Annotated in this window: 16 protein-coding genes and 2 pseudogenes; 11 read left to right on the top strand and 7 right to left on the bottom strand. The window is 70.9% G+C overall.

Annotation, left to right across the window (positions count from 1 at the left end; all coding sequences use genetic code 11):
- The coding region (locus I73_RS29255) for a hypothetical protein (RefSeq protein WP_148289861.1) at window positions 1–368 on the bottom strand (368 nt) is incomplete at its 3' end.
- Between the two features lie 228 nt (window positions 369–596).
- Between I73_RS29255 and fba the strand changes: the two genes are divergently transcribed.
- The 3 genes from fba to I73_RS19555 all read left to right on the top strand — a co-directional run bounded on the left by fba (window position 597) and on the right by I73_RS19555 (window position 3,778).
- Complete coding sequence (gene fba / locus I73_RS19565; protein ID WP_022982167.1) at window positions 597–1,661, top strand: class II fructose-bisphosphate aldolase; 1,065 nt, start codon at window positions 597–599, stop codon at window positions 1,659–1,661.
- 105 nt (window positions 1,662–1,766) lie between these two features.
- Window positions 1,767–2,663, top strand: coding sequence for a phosphoribosylaminoimidazolesuccinocarboxamide synthase (locus I73_RS19560; protein ID WP_022982166.1), 897 nt, complete (start codon window positions 1,767–1,769; stop codon window positions 2,661–2,663).
- Between the two features lie 11 nt (window positions 2,664–2,674).
- Window positions 2,675–3,778, top strand: coding sequence for a hypothetical protein (locus tag I73_RS19555; RefSeq protein WP_022982165.1), 1,104 nt, complete (start codon window positions 2,675–2,677; stop codon window positions 3,776–3,778).
- Window positions 3,779–3,806: 28 nt separating this feature from the next.
- Here I73_RS19555 and I73_RS19550 read toward each other — a convergent pair whose 3' ends face one another.
- Window positions 3,807–4,769, bottom strand: a complete 963-nt coding sequence (locus I73_RS19550) for a tetratricopeptide repeat protein (RefSeq protein ID WP_022982164.1) — start codon at window positions 4,767–4,769, stop codon at window positions 3,807–3,809.
- Window positions 4,770–4,924: 155 nt separating this feature from the next.
- Between I73_RS19550 and purE the strand changes: the two genes are divergently transcribed.
- The 4 genes and pseudogenes from purE (at window position 4,925) to I73_RS19530 (ending at window position 8,638) form a co-directional block, all read left to right on the top strand.
- A complete protein-coding gene (gene purE / locus I73_RS19545) occupies window positions 4,925–5,389 on the top strand; it encodes a 5-(carboxyamino)imidazole ribonucleotide mutase (protein WP_040501049.1) in 465 nt (154 codons plus the stop codon).
- A gap of 4 nt (window positions 5,390–5,393) precedes the next feature.
- A complete protein-coding gene (locus tag I73_RS19540) occupies window positions 5,394–6,572 on the top strand; it encodes a 5-(carboxyamino)imidazole ribonucleotide synthase (RefSeq protein ID WP_022982162.1) in 1,179 nt (392 codons plus the stop codon).
- A 3-nt stretch (window positions 6,573–6,575) separates the two neighbouring features.
- Window positions 6,576–7,567: pseudogene (locus I73_RS29250) on the top strand (L-threonylcarbamoyladenylate synthase).
- 36 nt (window positions 7,568–7,603) lie between these two features.
- The gene (locus I73_RS19530) at window positions 7,604–8,638 is read left to right on the top strand and encodes an SGNH/GDSL hydrolase family protein (protein WP_148289860.1); all 1,035 of its coding nucleotides are present in this window, start codon (window positions 7,604–7,606) and stop codon (window positions 8,636–8,638) included.
- A gap of 30 nt (window positions 8,639–8,668) precedes the next feature.
- Here the strand turns inward: I73_RS19530 and dacB are convergent, their stop codons facing one another.
- Window positions 8,669–10,117, bottom strand: a complete 1,449-nt coding sequence (gene dacB, locus I73_RS19525) for a D-alanyl-D-alanine carboxypeptidase/D-alanyl-D-alanine-endopeptidase (protein ID WP_022982160.1) — start codon at window positions 10,115–10,117, stop codon at window positions 8,669–8,671.
- 93 nt (window positions 10,118–10,210) lie between these two features.
- Between dacB and tsaB the strand changes: the two genes are divergently transcribed.
- From tsaB to I73_RS34150, 4 genes are all read left to right on the top strand, one after another.
- Window positions 10,211–10,930, top strand: coding sequence for a tRNA (adenosine(37)-N6)-threonylcarbamoyltransferase complex dimerization subunit type 1 TsaB (gene tsaB / locus I73_RS19520; protein WP_022982159.1), 720 nt, complete (start codon window positions 10,211–10,213; stop codon window positions 10,928–10,930).
- A 29-nt stretch (window positions 10,931–10,959) separates the two neighbouring features.
- Entirely contained in the window at window positions 10,960–11,427 is a 468-nt protein-coding gene (gene rimI / locus I73_RS19515) for a ribosomal protein S18-alanine N-acetyltransferase (protein ID WP_022982158.1), read from the top strand.
- Window positions 11,414–12,286 carry a uracil-DNA glycosylase family protein gene (locus I73_RS19510; protein ID WP_022982157.1) on the top strand — a complete coding sequence of 291 codons (873 nt, stop codon included), beginning with the start codon at window positions 11,414–11,416 and terminating at the stop codon, window positions 12,284–12,286. The genes rimI and I73_RS19510 overlap by 14 nt, the downstream gene beginning before the upstream one ends.
- Window positions 12,287–12,835: 549 nt before the next feature.
- Entirely contained in the window at window positions 12,836–13,195 is a 360-nt protein-coding gene (locus I73_RS34150) for a DUF2087 domain-containing protein (protein ID WP_234409555.1), read from the top strand.
- Here the strand turns inward: I73_RS34150 and glmU are convergent.
- From glmU to I73_RS29240, 4 genes and pseudogenes are all read right to left on the bottom strand, one after another.
- Window positions 13,149–14,543, bottom strand: a complete 1,395-nt coding sequence (gene glmU / locus I73_RS19500; RefSeq protein WP_022982156.1) for a bifunctional UDP-N-acetylglucosamine diphosphorylase/glucosamine-1-phosphate N-acetyltransferase GlmU — start codon at window positions 14,541–14,543, stop codon at window positions 13,149–13,151. The genes I73_RS34150 and glmU overlap by 47 nt on opposite strands.
- A 93-nt stretch (window positions 14,544–14,636) precedes the next feature.
- On the bottom strand, window positions 14,637–15,251 hold the full coding sequence (locus tag I73_RS19495) for a DUF4136 domain-containing protein (RefSeq protein ID WP_234409554.1): 615 nt from the start codon (window positions 15,249–15,251) through the stop codon (window positions 14,637–14,639).
- Window positions 15,252–15,296: 45 nt separating this feature from the next.
- Window positions 15,297–16,256 (bottom strand): tRNA 2-thiocytidine(32) synthetase TtcA, encoded by a 960-nt coding sequence (gene ttcA / locus I73_RS19490; protein WP_022982154.1) that lies wholly within the window; start codon window positions 16,254–16,256, stop codon window positions 15,297–15,299.
- Window positions 16,256–16,438, bottom strand: a pseudogene (locus I73_RS29240) (dihydroneopterin aldolase); the annotation flags it as partial. The pseudogene I73_RS29240 and the gene ttcA, both read right to left, overlap by 1 nt.

Below are 16,438 nucleotides of genomic sequence, written 5' to 3'. Positions count from 1 at the left end.
TTGTTCAGCAGCTCGGTGAAGGCGTGCTGGGTCATCTCGGCCACGGCGGGCGGCAGCTCGAAACAGGGGGCGAAGTCCAGCCGCCAGGGGCGGTCTTCTTCCAGGCTGTCCAGGCTGTAGCGCTGCACCACCTGTCGCATCGGTCCGGGGCGGTACAGAGGCCGGTTGGCCGGGCCTTCGCGCAGCAGCCAGCCCGTGTCGCAGAGCTGGGACACCAGCTTGCGGGCGCGGGCCAGGCCGATGCCGGCCTGCGCGGCCAGGGCCTGGGGCAGGCCGGCCGGATGGGCCAGCGCCAAGGTCGTGATCCAGGGGGTCACGGCGCTGAGCGTCGGGGGCGCGGCGCGGCGTGGGGTCTGGGTGGCGGGCATGGGCAGCATCCGGCAGAAATGGGGGGTCCAGTCTGGCAAGGCCTGTCCGGGCCCAGGGGAGGAAAAGGCGGGAAAAGCCGGGTCAGATCTCTGCGCGGCCCGCGATGGACCGGGTGCCCCCCGCTAGAATTCCGGGGAATTGCCCCGGTTACAGCACGGTTTCATCCCGTCGCACCGGCCGGCCCCGCCGCCTTCGAACCTTCATCCTTCTCTTCACCGGAGTCGACCATGCCCCTCGTTTCCATGCGCCAGCTGCTGGACCATGCCGCCGAACACGGCTACGGCATCCCTGCCTTCAACGTCAACAACCTGGAGCAGGTGCAGGCCGTGATGTCGGCGGCCGACGAGGTCGGCGCCCCGGTGATCCTGCAGGCCAGCGCCGGCGCTCGCAAGTACGCCGGTGAGCCCTTCATCAAGCACCTGATCCAGGCCGCCGCCGAGATGTACCCCCACATCCCCCTGGTGATGCACCAGGACCACGGCACCAGCCCCAAGGTCTGCGAGGGCGCCATCGGCCTGGGCTTCGGCTCGGTGATGATGGACGGCTCGCTGATGGAAGACGGCAAGACCCCGTCCTCCTTCGACTACAACGTCGACGTGACCCGCAAGGTGGTGGCCATGGCCCACAAGGTGGGCGTGACCGTCGAAGGCGAACTGGGCTGCCTGGGCAACCTGGAAACCGGTGATGCCGGCGAGGAAGACGGTATCGGCGCGGTCGGCAAGCTGGACCACAGCCAGATGCTGACCGACCCGGAAGAGGCCGCCACCTTTGTCAAGGCCACGCAGCTGGACGCCCTGGCCATCGCCATCGGCACCAGCCATGGCGCCTACAAGTTCTCGCGCAAGCCCACCGGCGACATCCTGGCCATCTCGCGCGTGAAGGAAATCCACGCCCGCATCCCCAACACCCACCTGGTGATGCACGGCTCGTCTTCCGTGCCGCAGGAGCTGTTGGCCATCATCAACGAGTACGGCGGCAAGATGAAGGAAACCTACGGCGTGCCGGTCGAGGAGATCCAGGAAGCCATCAAGTACGGCGTGCGCAAGATCAACATCGACACCGACATCCGCCTGGCGATGACCGGTGCCGTGCGCAAGTTCCTGGCCGAGAACCCCGACAAGTTCGACGCCCGCGAGTGGCTCAAGCCGGCCCGCGAGGCCGCCAAGCAGGTCTGCAAGCAGCGCTACCTGGAGTTCGGCTGCGAAGGCCAGGGCAGCAAGATCCAGGGCGTGGCGCTGGACGCCATGGCCACCCGCTACGCCAGCGGCGCGCTGGCCCAGCAGGTGCTCTGAACCCTCTCTTGCGTTGAATGATGCCCGGCCGGGTCCTTCGGGATCCGGCCGTTTTGTTTGAGGCCCGGCCTAAAATGGCCCGTTTTCTCCACTCCTGACCCTGCCATGGCCACCGCGTTGCTCCAGAGTTCCCTGCACTCCCTCCCCTTGTTGGCCCGAGGCAAGGTCCGCGACAACTACGCCGTCGGCGAGGATCGCATCCTGATGATCGCCTCGGACCGCCTGTCGGCCTTCGACGTGGTGATGGGCGAGCCCATCCCCGGCAAGGGCGAGCTGCTGACGAAGATGGCGCTGTTCTGGTTCGACCGCCTGGGCCATGTGGTGCCCAACCACCTGACCGGCGAGGCGCCGGAATCGGTGGTGGCCCCGGACGAGGTGGGGCAGGTCCAGGGCCGGGCCATGCTGGTCAAGCGCCTGAAGCCGCTGCCGGTGGAGGCCGTGGTGCGCGGCTACCTGGCCGGCTCCGGCTGGAAGGAATACCAGGAGAGCCAGTCGGTCTGCGGCGTGGCCCTGCCGGCCGGCCTGAAGAACGCCTCCAAGCTGCCCGAGCCCATCTTCACCCCGGCCACCAAGGCCGAGATGGGCGAGCACGACGAGAACATCTCCTTCGAGCGCATGGCCGAGATCGTCGGCCGCGAGTTGTCGGAGAAGGTCCGCGACGTCGCCATCCGTCTCTACAAGGAGGCGGCAGCCTATGCGCTGACCAAGGGCATCATCATCGCCGACACCAAGTTCGAGTTCGGTCTGGATGCCGACGGCACGCTGACGCTGATGGACGAGGTGCTCACGCCCGACTCTTCGCGCTACTGGCCGGTCGAGGGCTACCAAGAGGGCATCAACCCGCCCAGCTATGACAAGCAGTTCGTGCGCGACTGGCTCGAGCAGGCCACCGTGGATGGCCAGCCCTGGGGCAAGAAGGCCCCGGCCCCGGCCCTGCCGGCCGATGTGATCGAGCGCACCGCGTCCAAGTACCGCGAAGCGCTGGATCGCCTGACCCGCTGAGGCCAGCGGGCATGGCGTCGCGACTGGTTGAGCGGCTGGACGCCGCCATCGCCGCCGCGGAAGACCCGCTGCTGCGCGAGTGCCTGAAGGCCGAACGCGCCGGGGCCTTGGCCCGGCATGGCATGCTCGACGACGCGCGTTTCGCCCTGGCGGGCCTGCGCAGCCAGGCACAGCGGCGGCGCAGCCCTCGGCTGGCGGCCTGGGTCAGCCTGGTCGACGGTCAGATCGATCACTTCGTCTCGATCACCCCCAAGGCCATGGACAAGTTCCGGCAGGCCCATGACCTGGCCTGCGAGGCGGGGGACGGCGACCTGCAGGCGCTCACCCTGGCCTGGATGGCCACCCTGAACTTCAACGCCTCCCGCCTGCCGGCCATGGCCGCCCAGCTGCGCGAGGCCCTGCAGCTGGCGACGTCGCAGAACCACGCCGCCAAGGCCCGTCTGGGTCTGGTGCTGGCCGATGCCCACCGCTTTGCCGGCGACGACAGTCGCTCCCAGCTCTGGTACCAGTTCGCCCGGGAGCACGCGATCGCCGAGGGCGACACCTCGATGATGAGTGCCCTGCTGCACAACATCTCGGCCATGCGGGCCGGGCGCATCGGGTTGGACGACTGTTTCGACCGCGGCGACATGGAGGCCGCGCACCGCGCCCTGCTGGAGGCCGAGTCCACCGCCAATTACGACTGGGGTGCGGGCGCCTCCGCGCTGAAGACCATGGTGCCGCTGCAGGCCCGGGCGCAGCTGCTGGTGGTGCTGGGGCGCTGGGATGAGGCGGTGGCCTTGTTCGACAGTCACCTGGCCCGCGCCAAGACCGAAGGTCTGGCCCACCGCGAGGCCCGCTTCGTGGCCGAGCGGGCCTGGTGCCATCTGCGGCGCGACCGCCCGCGCGAGGCGCTCAAGGATGCCAAGCAGGCCGCCAAATGCATCGATGCCCAGTTCGACCCGGACGACTGCGCGGCCACCCACGCCCGCCTGGCGCGCGTCTGGCGGGAGCTCTCGCGGGAGGACGAGGCGCTCCAGCATCAGGCCCTGGCCGACCAGGCCCTGGCGGCCTACCGCGCCGAGCAGCAACGCTGGCGCGAGGCCCTGGCGCAGGCCCTGGAGGGGCTGGGCTGACGGCGCCACGGCGCCGTCGCCGCCCGGCTCAGAACAGCGCCATGCTCAGCTTGCGCCGGTACTGGTCCAGCACCGGGTCGCTGGGCGGCACGGCCGACTTGCCGGCGATCTCCAATGTGCTGCCCGGGGCGCTGTCCGCCGCCTTGGGGGCCGGCTTGGTCATCAGCTCCAGGATGGCCACATAGGTCTTGCGCGCGGCCTCGTCCTGCCAGGCCTTGTCGCGCATGATGATCTCCAGCAGCTCGTCCATGGCCTCGGTCAGCAGGCCGGCCACGAAGAGGTGCTGGGCCCGCTGGAAGCGGGCGGCGAAGTCGCGCTTGTTGGCGGCAATCGCCGCGTCCAGCGTCGCCATGTCGGGGGCCTGCTGTGCGGCCTCGGCCGCCTCGAGCCAGCGCTGGATGGCCGTGAAGCGGCTGTCCGTCATGGCCTGAACCGCCACCGGCTCGAAGGCCGCGCGGGCCTGGGCCACCCGGGCCGGCTCGGTGCGGGCCAGGCCCAGCAGCACCTTCAGGTAGTCCAGGCGGGCCACCTCGTTGGACGGGTCGATGGCCACGGCTTCCTGCAGCTTGGCCAGCACGGTCTCGATGTCGTGCTCGCCGCTGGCCAGCAGGGCTTCGGCCTCCTCCACCTCGGCTTCGGCGTCCAGGGCCTCCTCGGTGGGAACATGCTTGTCCAGGAATTCGCGCACCTGGGCCTCGGGCAGGGCGCCGACGAAGCCGTCCACCGGCTGGCCGCCGGAGAACATCACGCAGAAGGGGATGGAGCGCACACCGAAGGCCTGGCTCAGCTGGCCGGCGATCTCGGGCTGCTCGTCGCTGTTGAGCTTGGCCAGCAGGAAGCGGCCACCGTAGGCCACCTCCAGCTTCTCCAGCAGGGGGCCCAGGGCCTTGCAGGGGCCGCACCAGGGGGCCCAGATGTCCAGCAGCACCGGCTGCTGGCGGGAGGCCTCGATCAGCTCGGTCTGGAAGTTCTCGATGGTGATGTCAATCATGATCTCGGGTTCCTGGGGCCGGTCGGCGGCGAGCTGCGTCAGATGGGGGTGAACACGGGAGAAACAAGGCCAGCCTAAAATCGCGGGTTTGGTGATCGGAGCATCCAGCCTTGAACAGTGCCACGTCCGTTGCAGCGCCCGTCGTGGGCATCGTCATGGGTTCTTCCAGCGATTGGGAGACCATGAAGGCCGCGGCGCAGATTCTCGCCGAGTTCGGTGTGCCGCACGAGGCCCGCGTGGTCTCGGCCCACCGCATGCCCGATGACATGTTCGCCTATGCCGAACAGGCCGCCCCGCGCGGTCTGCAGGCCATCATCGCCGGCGCTGGTGGAGCCGCCCATCTGCCGGGCATGCTGGCCGCCAAGACGGTGGTGCCGGTGCTGGGCGTGCCGGTGGCCAGCCGCCACCTGCAGGGCGTCGATTCCCTGCATTCCATCGTCCAGATGCCCAAGGGCATCCCGGTGGCCACCTTTGCCATCGGCACTGCCGGCGCCGCCAATGCGGCCCTGTTCGCGGTGGCCATGCTGGCCAACCGCGATCCGGCGCTGCGCGTGCAGCTGGAGGCTTTCCGGGCCCGCCAGACCGAGGCGGCCCGGGCCATGACCCAGGACCTGGGCTGACGCCATGACCCACCCGATCCGACCCCTGCAGCCCGGGGCCACGCTGGGCGTGATGGGCGGCGGCCAGCTGGGCCGCATGTTCGTCCACGCGGCCCAGGCCATGGGCTACCGCACCGCGGTGCTGGACCCGGATCCGGCCAGCCCGGCCGGCCTGGTGTCCCACCTGCACATCCAGGCCGACTACCTGGACCCGGCCGGCCTGCAGCAACTGGCCGAGGCGGCCGAGGCCATCACCACCGAGTTCGAGAACGTGCCGGCCCAGGCCCTGCGCACCCTGGCCGAGCGCCGCCCGGTGGCGCCGGCCGGCGATGCCGTGGCCATCTGCCAGGACCGTGCGGCCGAGAAGGCCCATTTCGGCGCCTCTGGCGTGCCCTGTGCGCCTTATGCGGTGATCGAGACGGCCGAGCAACTGGCCGCGGTGTCGCCGGACCTGCTGCCCGGCATCCTGAAGACCGCCCGCCTGGGCTATGACGGCAAGGGGCAGGTGCGGGTGGCCGACGCGGCTGAACTGGCCGCCGCCTGGGCGGAACTCAAGCAGGTGCCCTGCGTGCTGGAAAAGCGCCTGGCCCTGCAGCGCGAATTGAGCGTCATCGTCGCCCGTGGCGCCGATGGCCAGATCGTCCATTTCCCGGTGCAGCAGAACCTGCACCGCGACGGCATCCTGGCCGTGACCCAGGTGCCCGCACCCCAGGTGGACGCGGCGCTGGCCGCCCAGGCCGTCGAGCGGGCCGGGCTGATCGCCGCCGAGATGGGCTATGTGGGCGTGCTGTGCGTCGAGTTCTTCGTTGTCGACGACGGACGGGGCGGCTCGGCCCTGGTGGCCAACGAGATGGCGCCGCGCCCCCACAACTCCGGCCACTACACCATCGACGCCTGCGACCTGTCGCAGTTCGGCTTGCAGGTGCGCTGCATGGCCGGCCTGCCGCTGGTGATGCCGCGCCTGCATTCACCCACGGTCATGCTCAACCTGCTGGGCGACCTGTGGTTCGCCCAGGGCCAGGAGCGCACGCCGCCCTGGGACCGGGTGCTGGCCCTGCCCGGGGTGCATTTGCACCTGTACGGCAAGACCAGCGCGCGGCCCGGCCGCAAGATGGGCCACCTGACCATCACCGCGGCCACGCCGCAGGCCGCCACGGCCACGGCGCAGCAGGCCTGCGCGCTGCTGGGCCTGCCGGCCTTCTGACGCATGCCGGTGCTGGACGGTCGCGATCCCGCCGCGCTGCAGCGCGCGGCCCAGGCCCTGGCGGCCGGTGCGCTGGTGGGCCTGCCCACCGAGACGGTCTACGGCCTGGCCGCCCGGGCCGATGACGACACCGCCGTCGGCGCGATCTACAGCGCCAAGGGCCGCCCCGTTGGCCATCCCCTGATCGTCCATGTGAGCGACGAGACCGCGGCCATGGCCTTTGCCGCGGCCTGGCCCGAGCCGGCCCGCCGCCTGGCGGCCGCCTTCTGGCCGGGGCCGGTGACGGTCATCGTGCCGCGCCGTCCCGGCGTGGCCACGCTGTCGGCCGGCGGACAGGACAGCATCGGCCTGCGCTGCCCCTCGCACCCGGTGGCCCAGGCCCTGCTGCGCGAGGCCGCGGCCCTGGGCGTGCCCGGGGTGTCCGCACCCAGTGCCAACCGCTTCGGTCGGGTGAGCCCCACCACGGCGGCCCATGTGCAGGACGAGTTCGGCCCGGACCTGCTGGTGCTCGATGGCGGCGACTGCGAGGTGGGCATCGAGTCCACCATCGTCGACTGCTCACGCGGGCATCCGGTGCTGCTGCGGCCGGGGCGCCTGACCCGGGCCGAGCTGGAGGCCGTGCTGGGCGAGCCGCTGCGCGAGCGCGACGCGGCCGCGCCACGGGCCTCGGGCACGCTGAGCTCGCACTACGCGCCGCGGGCCCGGTGCGGGTGATGGACGGCCCCAGCCTGCGCCAGGCCCTCTCGGTGCTGCCGGCCCCTGTGGCCGGGCAGCCGCCGACCGTGCGGTATATTTCCCGCAGCGTCCAGTCCCCGTTTTCGGTCTGCCCGTTTCGCCCCATGCCGGCCGATGCCGCGCAGGCCGCGCACGAATTGTTTGCGGTTTTGCGGGAACTGGATGCCACCGGCGCGGCACTGATCTGGATCGAGACCCCACCGGCCGACCCGGCCTGGGACGGGGTCCGCGATCGACTGCAACGGGCCGCGGCGGACTGAACCGCGCAGCCCTTCGACTTCACCATTGGAGCCAAGATGAAATTCGCATTGCCCGCCCGCCTGTTGCGTGCCGTTGCTGCCGTCGGGTGTTCGGCCGGGCTGCTGGCCTCCTGCGGCGGCGGCACCTCCCATTACGACAAGTTCGTGCCCAGCCGCCTGATCGTCTTCGGCGACGAGTACAGCGCGCTGACCGATCCGCAGGGGACCGGCAACGGCAACAACTACGCGATGAACGGCCTGGACAGCTCGGACACCACGAATGCCACCGTGGCCTGCGATGACAGCACCCGCGACATCTGGGTGCAGCGTCTGGCGAACTACTATGGCCTGACCTTCAAGGAATGCAACCGGAACAACGTGGCGAGCAACCGGCTCAATGCGTTCATGCAGGCCCAGTACGGCGCCACCGAACGGGCGGTGGAGGCCCAGGTCAATACCTTCCAGAGCGACATCGGTCACGACGCGTTGAGCGGCAACGACCTGGTGACCATCTGGGTCGGCATGAACGATGTCCTGGAGATCTACAAGGACAGCGTCACCTATGGGTCCACGGCCGACAAGACCACCGAGGCCGAGGCCCGCGGCGAGGCTCTGGGGCGGCTGGTCAACAGCATCACCAACACCGGCGCCCGCGTGCTGGTGGCACAGATCTTCGAGATGGGCTCGACACCTTGGGCCCAGGCGCTGGGCTCGTCCGAAGCCCAGTTGCTGACGAGCATTTCGGATGCCTTCAACCAGGGGCTGCGCACCACCCTGTTGAACGATGGCAGCAAGATCGGCCTGTTGACCTTCAACGATGCAGTGTCCAACCTCGTGCAGTATGGCCACTATGAGAATACCGAGGCGGCCTGCGACGACAGCCATGTGGCCGACATCGACGACGCCACGACGGACAGCAATGGCTATATGAGCGGGGCGGCCAATCTGTCCGCCTGCACCACCGCCACGGTGCCCAACGACAACGCCGCCAAGAAGGATCTGTGGGTGGACGGTATCCACCTGAACAGCTTCCTCGCCCACCCCACGCTGGGCAATCTGGCCATCACCCGCGCCACCAGCAACCCGTTCTGACGCGTCGGGGTCGGCGCGCCCGCCGCCCTCTCAGGGGGCAGGCGCGTCGTCCATGACCCATTGGGTCAGGGCCTCCAGCGCAGGCCGGGCACGCCCGGCCTGTTCATCGTTGAGCAGGGCCACCAGCACGTAGCGGCGGCCGCTGCGCGAGAGCACATAGCCGGCCTGGGCGGCCACATCCCGCAGGGAGCCCGTTTTCAGATGGGCCCGTCCGCCGGTGGCGGTCGAGCGCTTGAGCGTGCCGTCCACCCCGCTCACCGGCAGCGAACTCATCAGCTCGGACATCACCGGGCTGCGCCAGGCCTGCAGCAGCAGCGCCGCCAGCTGCGAGGCCGTGATGCGGGTCTCGCGCGACAGCCCGGAGCCCTTGTCCACGACCACCTGTCCGGCGGCCTCGGGCCCCAGGCGTTGCGCCAGCCAGCCGCGCAGGGCGCTGCGGGCGTCCTCGGGCGTGGCCGGCCGGGTCGGGTCGGCGCGATCGAGCATGCCCAGCGTCAGGAAGAGCTGCTCGGCCATCAGATTGTTGCTGAACTTGTTGATGTCGCGCACCACCTGGGCCAGGGGCGGCGAGCTTTCCTGCCAGATCGGTTCGGCCAGCGCAGGCGCTGTGCCATCCTTCACCTGACCGTCCAGACGCCCGCCCATCTCCTGCCAGAGCTGGGCCACCAGCAGCGCGTTGTAGCGCGCCGGGTCGGCATAGGCCACCGGCCAGTCCTTTTCACCGCAGTCGGCGCCCAGGCTGCCCAGCAGACGGATGCGGGTGGGGTCGCTCCAGTCGGGTTGCAGGCCGGCGCGCCAGTCGCCACAGGGGCGCTTGTTCAGGGGCACCGTCTCGGGCAGGCTCACGCCGGCCAGCAGCGGCTCGGCGCTGACCCGGGCCACGCCCTGCTCCGGCACCGGGCTGAAGTGCAGGGTCACGGTCTTGTAGTTCAGCAGCAGGGCATCCGGCTGCACGTTGTAGGGCTTGCTGGGCTCGCCGTCGAAGTCGGCCGCTGTGCTGGCCGGCAGCTGCCAGGCGCTGCGGTCCAGCAGGATGTCGCCGTGGATGCGGCGCACCCCCCGTTGCTGCAGATGGTGCAGCAGCAGCCACACCCGTTCCAGCACCAGGCTGGGGTCGCCGCTGCCGCGCAGCACCACCGAGCCATCGAGCACCCCGTCGTGCACCGGGCCGGTCAGGTAGACCGGCGTCTGCCAGGTCCAGGCCGGCCCGAGTTGGTCCAGCGCGGCATAGGTGGTGAGCAGCTTGAAGACCGAGGCGGGGTTGCGCGGGATGTCGGGGGCCAGGCTCCAGAGTGGACGCTCGGCGCCCACCTCCTGCACCACCACCGACAGCGCCTCGGGCGGCACCTGGGCCCGCCGCAGGGCGGCCTGGACGGCCGGGGGCAGGGGGGGCGCGGCCTGGGCCAGCGGCGCCAGCAGGGTCAGACACAGCAGGGACAGCCGCAGGACGCGGCGCGGGGGGCAGGGCGTTCCTCGCATCGGGGGATCATCGCACGGCTACACTGGCAGGATGTCTCCCCTTGTCCCTTTGCTGCATGGGTCGGCCGCCCCGGTCCGGCCCCCGTTTCACCCATGAAGCTGCTGGTGCTGGACACCGCCACCGAGCAAATGGCCGTGGCGGTGGGGGTGGGCGAGTCGGCCTGGACGCACGGCAGTGCGGGCGGGGCGCTGGCCTCGGCCACGCTGGTCCCCACCGTGCTGGAGCTGCTGGCCCAAGCCGGGGTGGGGCTGTCGGATTTGGACGCCATCGCCTTCGGTCAGGGGCCGGGGGCCTTCACCGGGCTGCGCACCGCCGTTTCGGTGGCCCAGGGCCTGGCCTTCGGGGCCGGCAAGCCGGTGCTGCCGCTGGACAGCCTGCTCATCGTGGCCGAGGACGCCCGCGCCCAGGGGGCGCTGGACGATGCACCCGATGCGCTGCTGTGGGTGGCGATGGATGCCCGCATGGACGAGGTCTACGCCGCGGCCTACCGCCGCACGGCCACCCGCTGGGACACGGTCGTGGCGCCCCACCTGAGCGATCTGGACACCCTGCAGCTGCGCTGGGGCGACGCGCCGCTGTGCTTGGCGGGCAATGCCTCGGCGGCTTTCGGGGACCGTCTGCCGCTGCCCGAAGGCAGCCGCGTGTGGGGCCTGCAGCAGGACCGTGCCGGCGCAGCCCTGCGCCTGGCGCGGGAAGCCTGGGCCCAGGGCCGTGGCGTGCCGCCCGAGCAGGCCTTGCCGGTCTACCTGCGCGACAAGGTGGCCCTGACCACGGCCGAGCGCGCGGCGCTCAAGCAGGGGGCGACGCGTTGAGTGCCGGGCCCGTGCCGCGCCTGACGCCGATGACCGTGTCCGACCTGGACGCGGTGCTGGCCATCGAGCAGCAGGCCTATCCCTATCCCTGGACGCGGGGCAACTTCATCGACTCGCTGGCCGTGGCGCATCCCGCCTGGCTGCTGCGCGCGCCGGCCGACGGGGCCCTCTGGGCCTATTACGTCGCCATGGCGGGGGTCGAGGAGATGCACCTGCTCAACATCACCGTGGCGCCCTCCCAGCAGGGGCGCGGCCTGGCCCGCGCGCTGCTGGACCACCTGGACCGGCAGGCCTGGGTGGCCGGGGCCCAGCAGCTCTGGCTCGAGGTGCGCGAAAGCAATGTCCGGGCGCGCCAGGTGTACGAGCGCCATGGTTTCGTGGCCGTCGGACGGCGCAAGGCCTATTACCCGGCGGCCCAGGGCCGCGAGGACGCGGTGGTGATGTGCCGCCCGGTGACGGCCGAGGACGCGCAGGAGGACGGCCATGTCCTGGACTGAGCGTCAGCAGGCCCTGCTGCGCGGCATGGGGCTGCGCATCTGGAGCGCGCCGCCTCCGGGTCGCCCCGGACCGGTGCCGGCGCAGGACCCGGTGGCGGCCCCGCCCCCGGCCGCCCAGACCGAGCCGCTTGCGGTGCCGGCTCAGACCTCGACCCGCACCGCGCCTCCTCCCGTGGCATCGGCCAGGACGCTGCCTCCGGCCCCACCGGCCACCGTGACTGCGCCCCCGCCAGAGGCCATGACAGCGCCGGTGTCGGCCTTGGCGGCGACGGGCGTGGCCACCTTGGACTGGCCCGCCTTGCGCGAGGCCGTGGCCGGATGCCAGGCCTGCGCCCTGTGCGAGAGCCGCAAGAACACCGTCTTCGGCGTGGGCCACACCTCCGCCGAGTGGATGATCGTCGGCGAGGCGCCGGGCGAGCAGGAGGACAGGCAGGGCGAGCCCTTCGTCGGCGCGGCCGGCCAGCTGCTCGACGCCATGCTGCAGGCCATCGGCCTGACCCGGTCCGAGGCCGACGCCGCCCACCAGGTCTTCATCGCCAACACCCTCAAGTGCCGGCCGCCGCGCAACCGCAACCCGCAGCCTGAGGAGCTGGCGCAGTGCGCGCCTTTCCTGCACCGGCAGATCGCCCTGGTGCGGCCCAAGGTGCTGCTGGCCATGGGCCGCTTCGCCATCCAGCAGCTGCTGGGGCGGGACGAACCCATCGGCCGCCTGCGCGGCCAGGTGCACGACTACCACGGCACCCCGGTGATCGTGACCTACCACCCGGCCTACCTGCTGCGCCAGCCCACCGAAAAGGCCAAGGCCTGGGAGGACCTGTGCCTGGCGGTCTCGGTCTACCGACAGCGCCAGGGGCGGTGACCGTCAGCTGATTCGGCTAGACTGACTGCCCCGGTCGGCAGTTCACCCAGGCGTCGTCGCGCGGTCCTTCCGCGAGCTAAACCTGCCCTGATTCTGAGTCGCTCACGTGTGTCCGCCTTGGCCCTGTGGCCCGGCAGGCCGCGGTGGGAACCGGCAAGCCGACGACCCCCGGCCGCGCGTGCGTGCGCGTGGTCTGCCCGCCGTGGCCCGCACGAGGAGCCGCCTCCATGGCCCGTACCCCGACCCCGCTGGTCATCGCCGACCTGTCGTCCTTTGCCCGCCAGCTCGCGCGCGCCCTGGCCGACAGTGCCACGCCGCCCAGCCACCTTCAGTTCCTGAACCAGATCGCCCGCGCCGCGGGTTACCGCAACCTGCAGGCCTTGCAGGCCGGCGCGCCGCAGGTGGCGCCGGTGATGACCCCGGACGCATCGCCTTTGGACTCCGCGCCGGCGGACACCGCGCCCGCGCCCTTGAGCGAGGCCGCCCGGCGCGCCCTGCTGCAGTTCGACACCGCCGGCCGTCTGCAGCGCTTGGCCGGCCAAGTACAGCGTGCAGCGCCTGATCCTGTGGCCGCTGTGGGCCCGCTTCGAGCCCCGTCGCACCTACACCGAGGCCGAGGTCAACACGGTGCTGAAGGCCGCCAACACCTTCGGCGACCATGTGACGCTGCGGCGCGAGCTGGTGAACCACCGGCTGCTGGCGCGTGAATCCGACTGCTCGGCCTACTGGAAGCTGCCGGCCCGCCCCGATGACGAGGCCCGCGCCCTGATGGCGGCCTGGCGGGAACGCCAGCGGCAGCGCGACGGTGCCCGGGCCCTGGCGCCGGAACGTCAGGCCGCCCGGGCGGCCTTCACGCAGCGGCTCAGGGCTTCGGGGCCTTCTTCGGCCGGGTCCAGCCACCCAGGCTGACCTGGCGCGCCCGGGCCACGGTGAGCTGGCCCGGCGGCGTGTCCTTGCTGATGGTGGAGCCGCCGCCGATGGTGCCGCCCTCGCCCAGGGTGACCGGGGCGATCAGCACGCAGTTGCTGCCCACGTGCACATCGGCCTCGATCACCGTGCGGTGCTTGTTGGCGCCGTCGTAGTTGGCGGTGATGCTGCCGGCGCCGTAGTTGACCCGCTCGCCCACCGTCGCGTCGCCCAGGTAGGCCAGGTGGTTGGCCTTGGCGCCGTCGGCCAGCGTGCTGTTCTTGACCTCGACGAAGTTGCCGATGTGCACCTCGCGTCCCAGCACCGCGCCGGGGCGCAGCCGGGCGAAGGGGCCAATCAGCGCGCCTTCGCCCACGGTGACGCCGTCCTTGTCGCCGTCGATGTGGGTGAAGGGGTGGATCACCGCACCCGCGGCGATCGTGGCGTTGCGGATCACGCAGTTCGCGCCCACCCGCACGCCGTCGCCCAGGCGCACCGTGCCCTCGAAGAGGCAGTTGACGTCGATCTCCACGTCCTGCCCGCAGGCCAGCGTACCGCGCTGGTCGAAGCGGGTCGGGTCGGCCAGACGCACGCCGGCTTCCAGCAGGGCCTGGGCCTGGCGGCGCTGCAGGCGGCGCTCCAGGTCGGCCAGCTGGGCCGGGCTGTTCACGCCCAGCACCTCGGTTTCGTCGGCCGCGCTGGCGGCCACCACCGGCACGCCCTCGGCCACCGCCATCGCGACGATGTCGGTCAGGTAGTACTCCTGCTGGGCGTTGTCGTTCTTCAGGGCGGCCACCCAGCGCTGCAGCGCGGCGGTGGGGGCGGCCATCATGCCGGTGTAGACCTCGCGGATGGCGCGCTGGGCGTCGCTGGCGTCCTTGTGCTCGACGATGGCCTGCACCTGGGTGCCATCGGCACTGCGCACGATGCGGCCGTAGCCCGTCGGGTCGTCCAGCGTCACCGTCAGCAGGGCCAGGCGTTCGCCGCCGCAGGCCGTGGCCAGGGCCTGGGCCGTGGCCGGCTCGATCAGCGGCACGTCGCCGTTGAGGATCAGGGTGGTGCCGGCGCTCGCATCCAGCGCGGGGCTGGCCTGCAGCACCGCGTGGCCGGTGCCCAGCTGGGGCTGCTGGCGCACGCAGCGCACGTCGGGGGCCGTGGCGCTCACATGGCGCTCGACCTGTTCGGCCTCGTGGCCGGTGATGACCAGGGTGCGTTGCGGCTGCAGGGCCGCGGCGCGCTGCAGCACATGCTGCAGCAGGCTCCGGCCGGCCAGGGTGTGCAGCACCTTGGGCCGGGCCGAGCGCATGCGGGTGCCCTTGCCCGCGGCCATGATGACGACATTCAGCGCCATGAAGGGAATTCCTTGTCCGGGCCATCCGACGGGGATGGCGAAGCAGAAATTATCGGCGCTGGCGGCCCCGCCGACGGGCGGGGCCTGGCGGGCTCAGGGCAGGGTCACGTTCACCGCATGCGGCTTGCCGTCCACGGCGGGGAACTCCTTCATCGCGGCCAGGAACATGGCCTCGAACAGGCTGCGTCCGCCGGTGGTGCTGCCGTTGGTGCTGGCACGCGATTCATAGAGCGCGGCCCCGCTCTCGCGGTCGCGGATCAACACCGCCACCTCGCGGGTGTACTCGGGCTGGTAGTAGCCCCAGCCCCAGCCCGGGCCGGCCCAGGGCGTCATGCGCCAGCGCGGGCCCCAGGGGTGGATCCACAGCGGGTCGTCCCAGGGTGAGCGGTCGGCACGGTCCCAGCGGGCGCCGATCTGCACCAGCACGTCGGGCTTCTGGCCTTCGGCAGCGGCGGTGAAGCCGGCCTCTTCCAGGGCCGGACGGGCCATGTCCTCGAGGTTCTGCTGCTCCTCGGCCTTGGCCTGCTGCGAGGGCAGGCGGTCGAAGGCATAGGTGCCGACGTGGCGGTCGGTCGGCCAACTGCCGAAGCTGCTGACCTCGACGTTCATGGTGTTGAAGGCGGCACAGCCGCCCAGGCCCAGTGTGGCCACCAGGCCCAGCATCACCGCCGGGCGGGCGAGCCGGCGGCAGACTTCCATCGCGCGCATTGTGTCTTGCTCCTGTTCAGGGAACGGAACGATTGTGACCTCGCCTCAGAGCTTGTCCAGCCGGATGGTCTGGACCGCACCGCCCGGGGGCGTGCCACAGTCATCGTCTTCGTCGAAGGCCTTGTCACCCTGGGGATCGGGCCGGCCCGTCGGTTGGAGGCTGGCAAAGGGGTAGAGGTTCCGGTCCATCATGTGCGAGAGCGTGATGTTGCCCATCGCGGTGAACATGTTGTCGATGCGGCCGGGATACTGCTTGTCCCACTCGCGGATCATCTTCTTGGTCAGCACCCGCTGCAGGTTCTCCTGGTTGCCGCACAGGCTGCAGGGGATGATGGGGAATTCGCGGTGCACGGCCCAGGTTTCCAGGTCGGGCTCGGCCACATAGGCCAGCGGGCGGATGACCACGAACTCGCCGTTGTCGCTCACCAGCTTGGGCGGCATGCCCTTCATGCGGCTGCCGAAGAACATGTTCATCAGCAGGGTGACGACCATGTCGTCGCGGTGGTGGCCCAGTGCGATCTTGTTGCAGCCCAGCTCCCGCGCCACGCGGTAGAGGATGCCCCGGCGCAGCCGCGAGCACAGGCTGCACATGGTCTGCCCTTCCGGGATGTGCTTCTTGACGATGGAGTAGGTGTCCTGCGTCTCGATGTGGAAGGGCACGCCCACGCCCTTCAGGTAGTTGGGCAGCACATCGGCCGGGAAGCCCGGCTGCTTCTGGTCCAGGTTGACCGCCACCAGCTCGAAGCGGATCGGGGCGCGCTTCTGCAGGTTCATCAGGATGTCCAGCATCGAGTAGCTGTCCTTGCCCCCCGACAGGCAGACCATGACCTTGTCGCCCTCTTCGATCATGTTGAAGTCGGCGATGGCCTGGCCCACCTGGCGGTGCAGGCGCTTGCTGAGCTTGTTCATCTCGAAGGCGTGCTTCTTGGCCTTGCGGGCCTCTTCGGCGGCGGCCGCCTCGGCCTCGCTCAGCACGGGGGCTTGGGTCTCGTTCACGGCGTTCATCAGGCGGCTTCCTTCAGGCCGAAGACTTCGCAGCCCACGGCGTCGCAATCGGGGTAGACATCGGGCTTCTCGGTGGAGACCCGGGCGGCGCGCACCTTGGGGGTGGGCCAGCATGCGGGGCAGCACGTCGTCGCACAGCGTTTCCTGCAGGTGGATGTGGCCCTGGGCCCACCCGCTCGGCG

This window comes from Ideonella sp. B508-1, assembly GCF_000333615.1.
Taxonomy (GTDB): Bacteria; Pseudomonadota; Gammaproteobacteria; order Burkholderiales; family Burkholderiaceae_C; genus Ideonella.
This window is presented reverse-complemented; position numbering and strand designations above follow the sequence as displayed.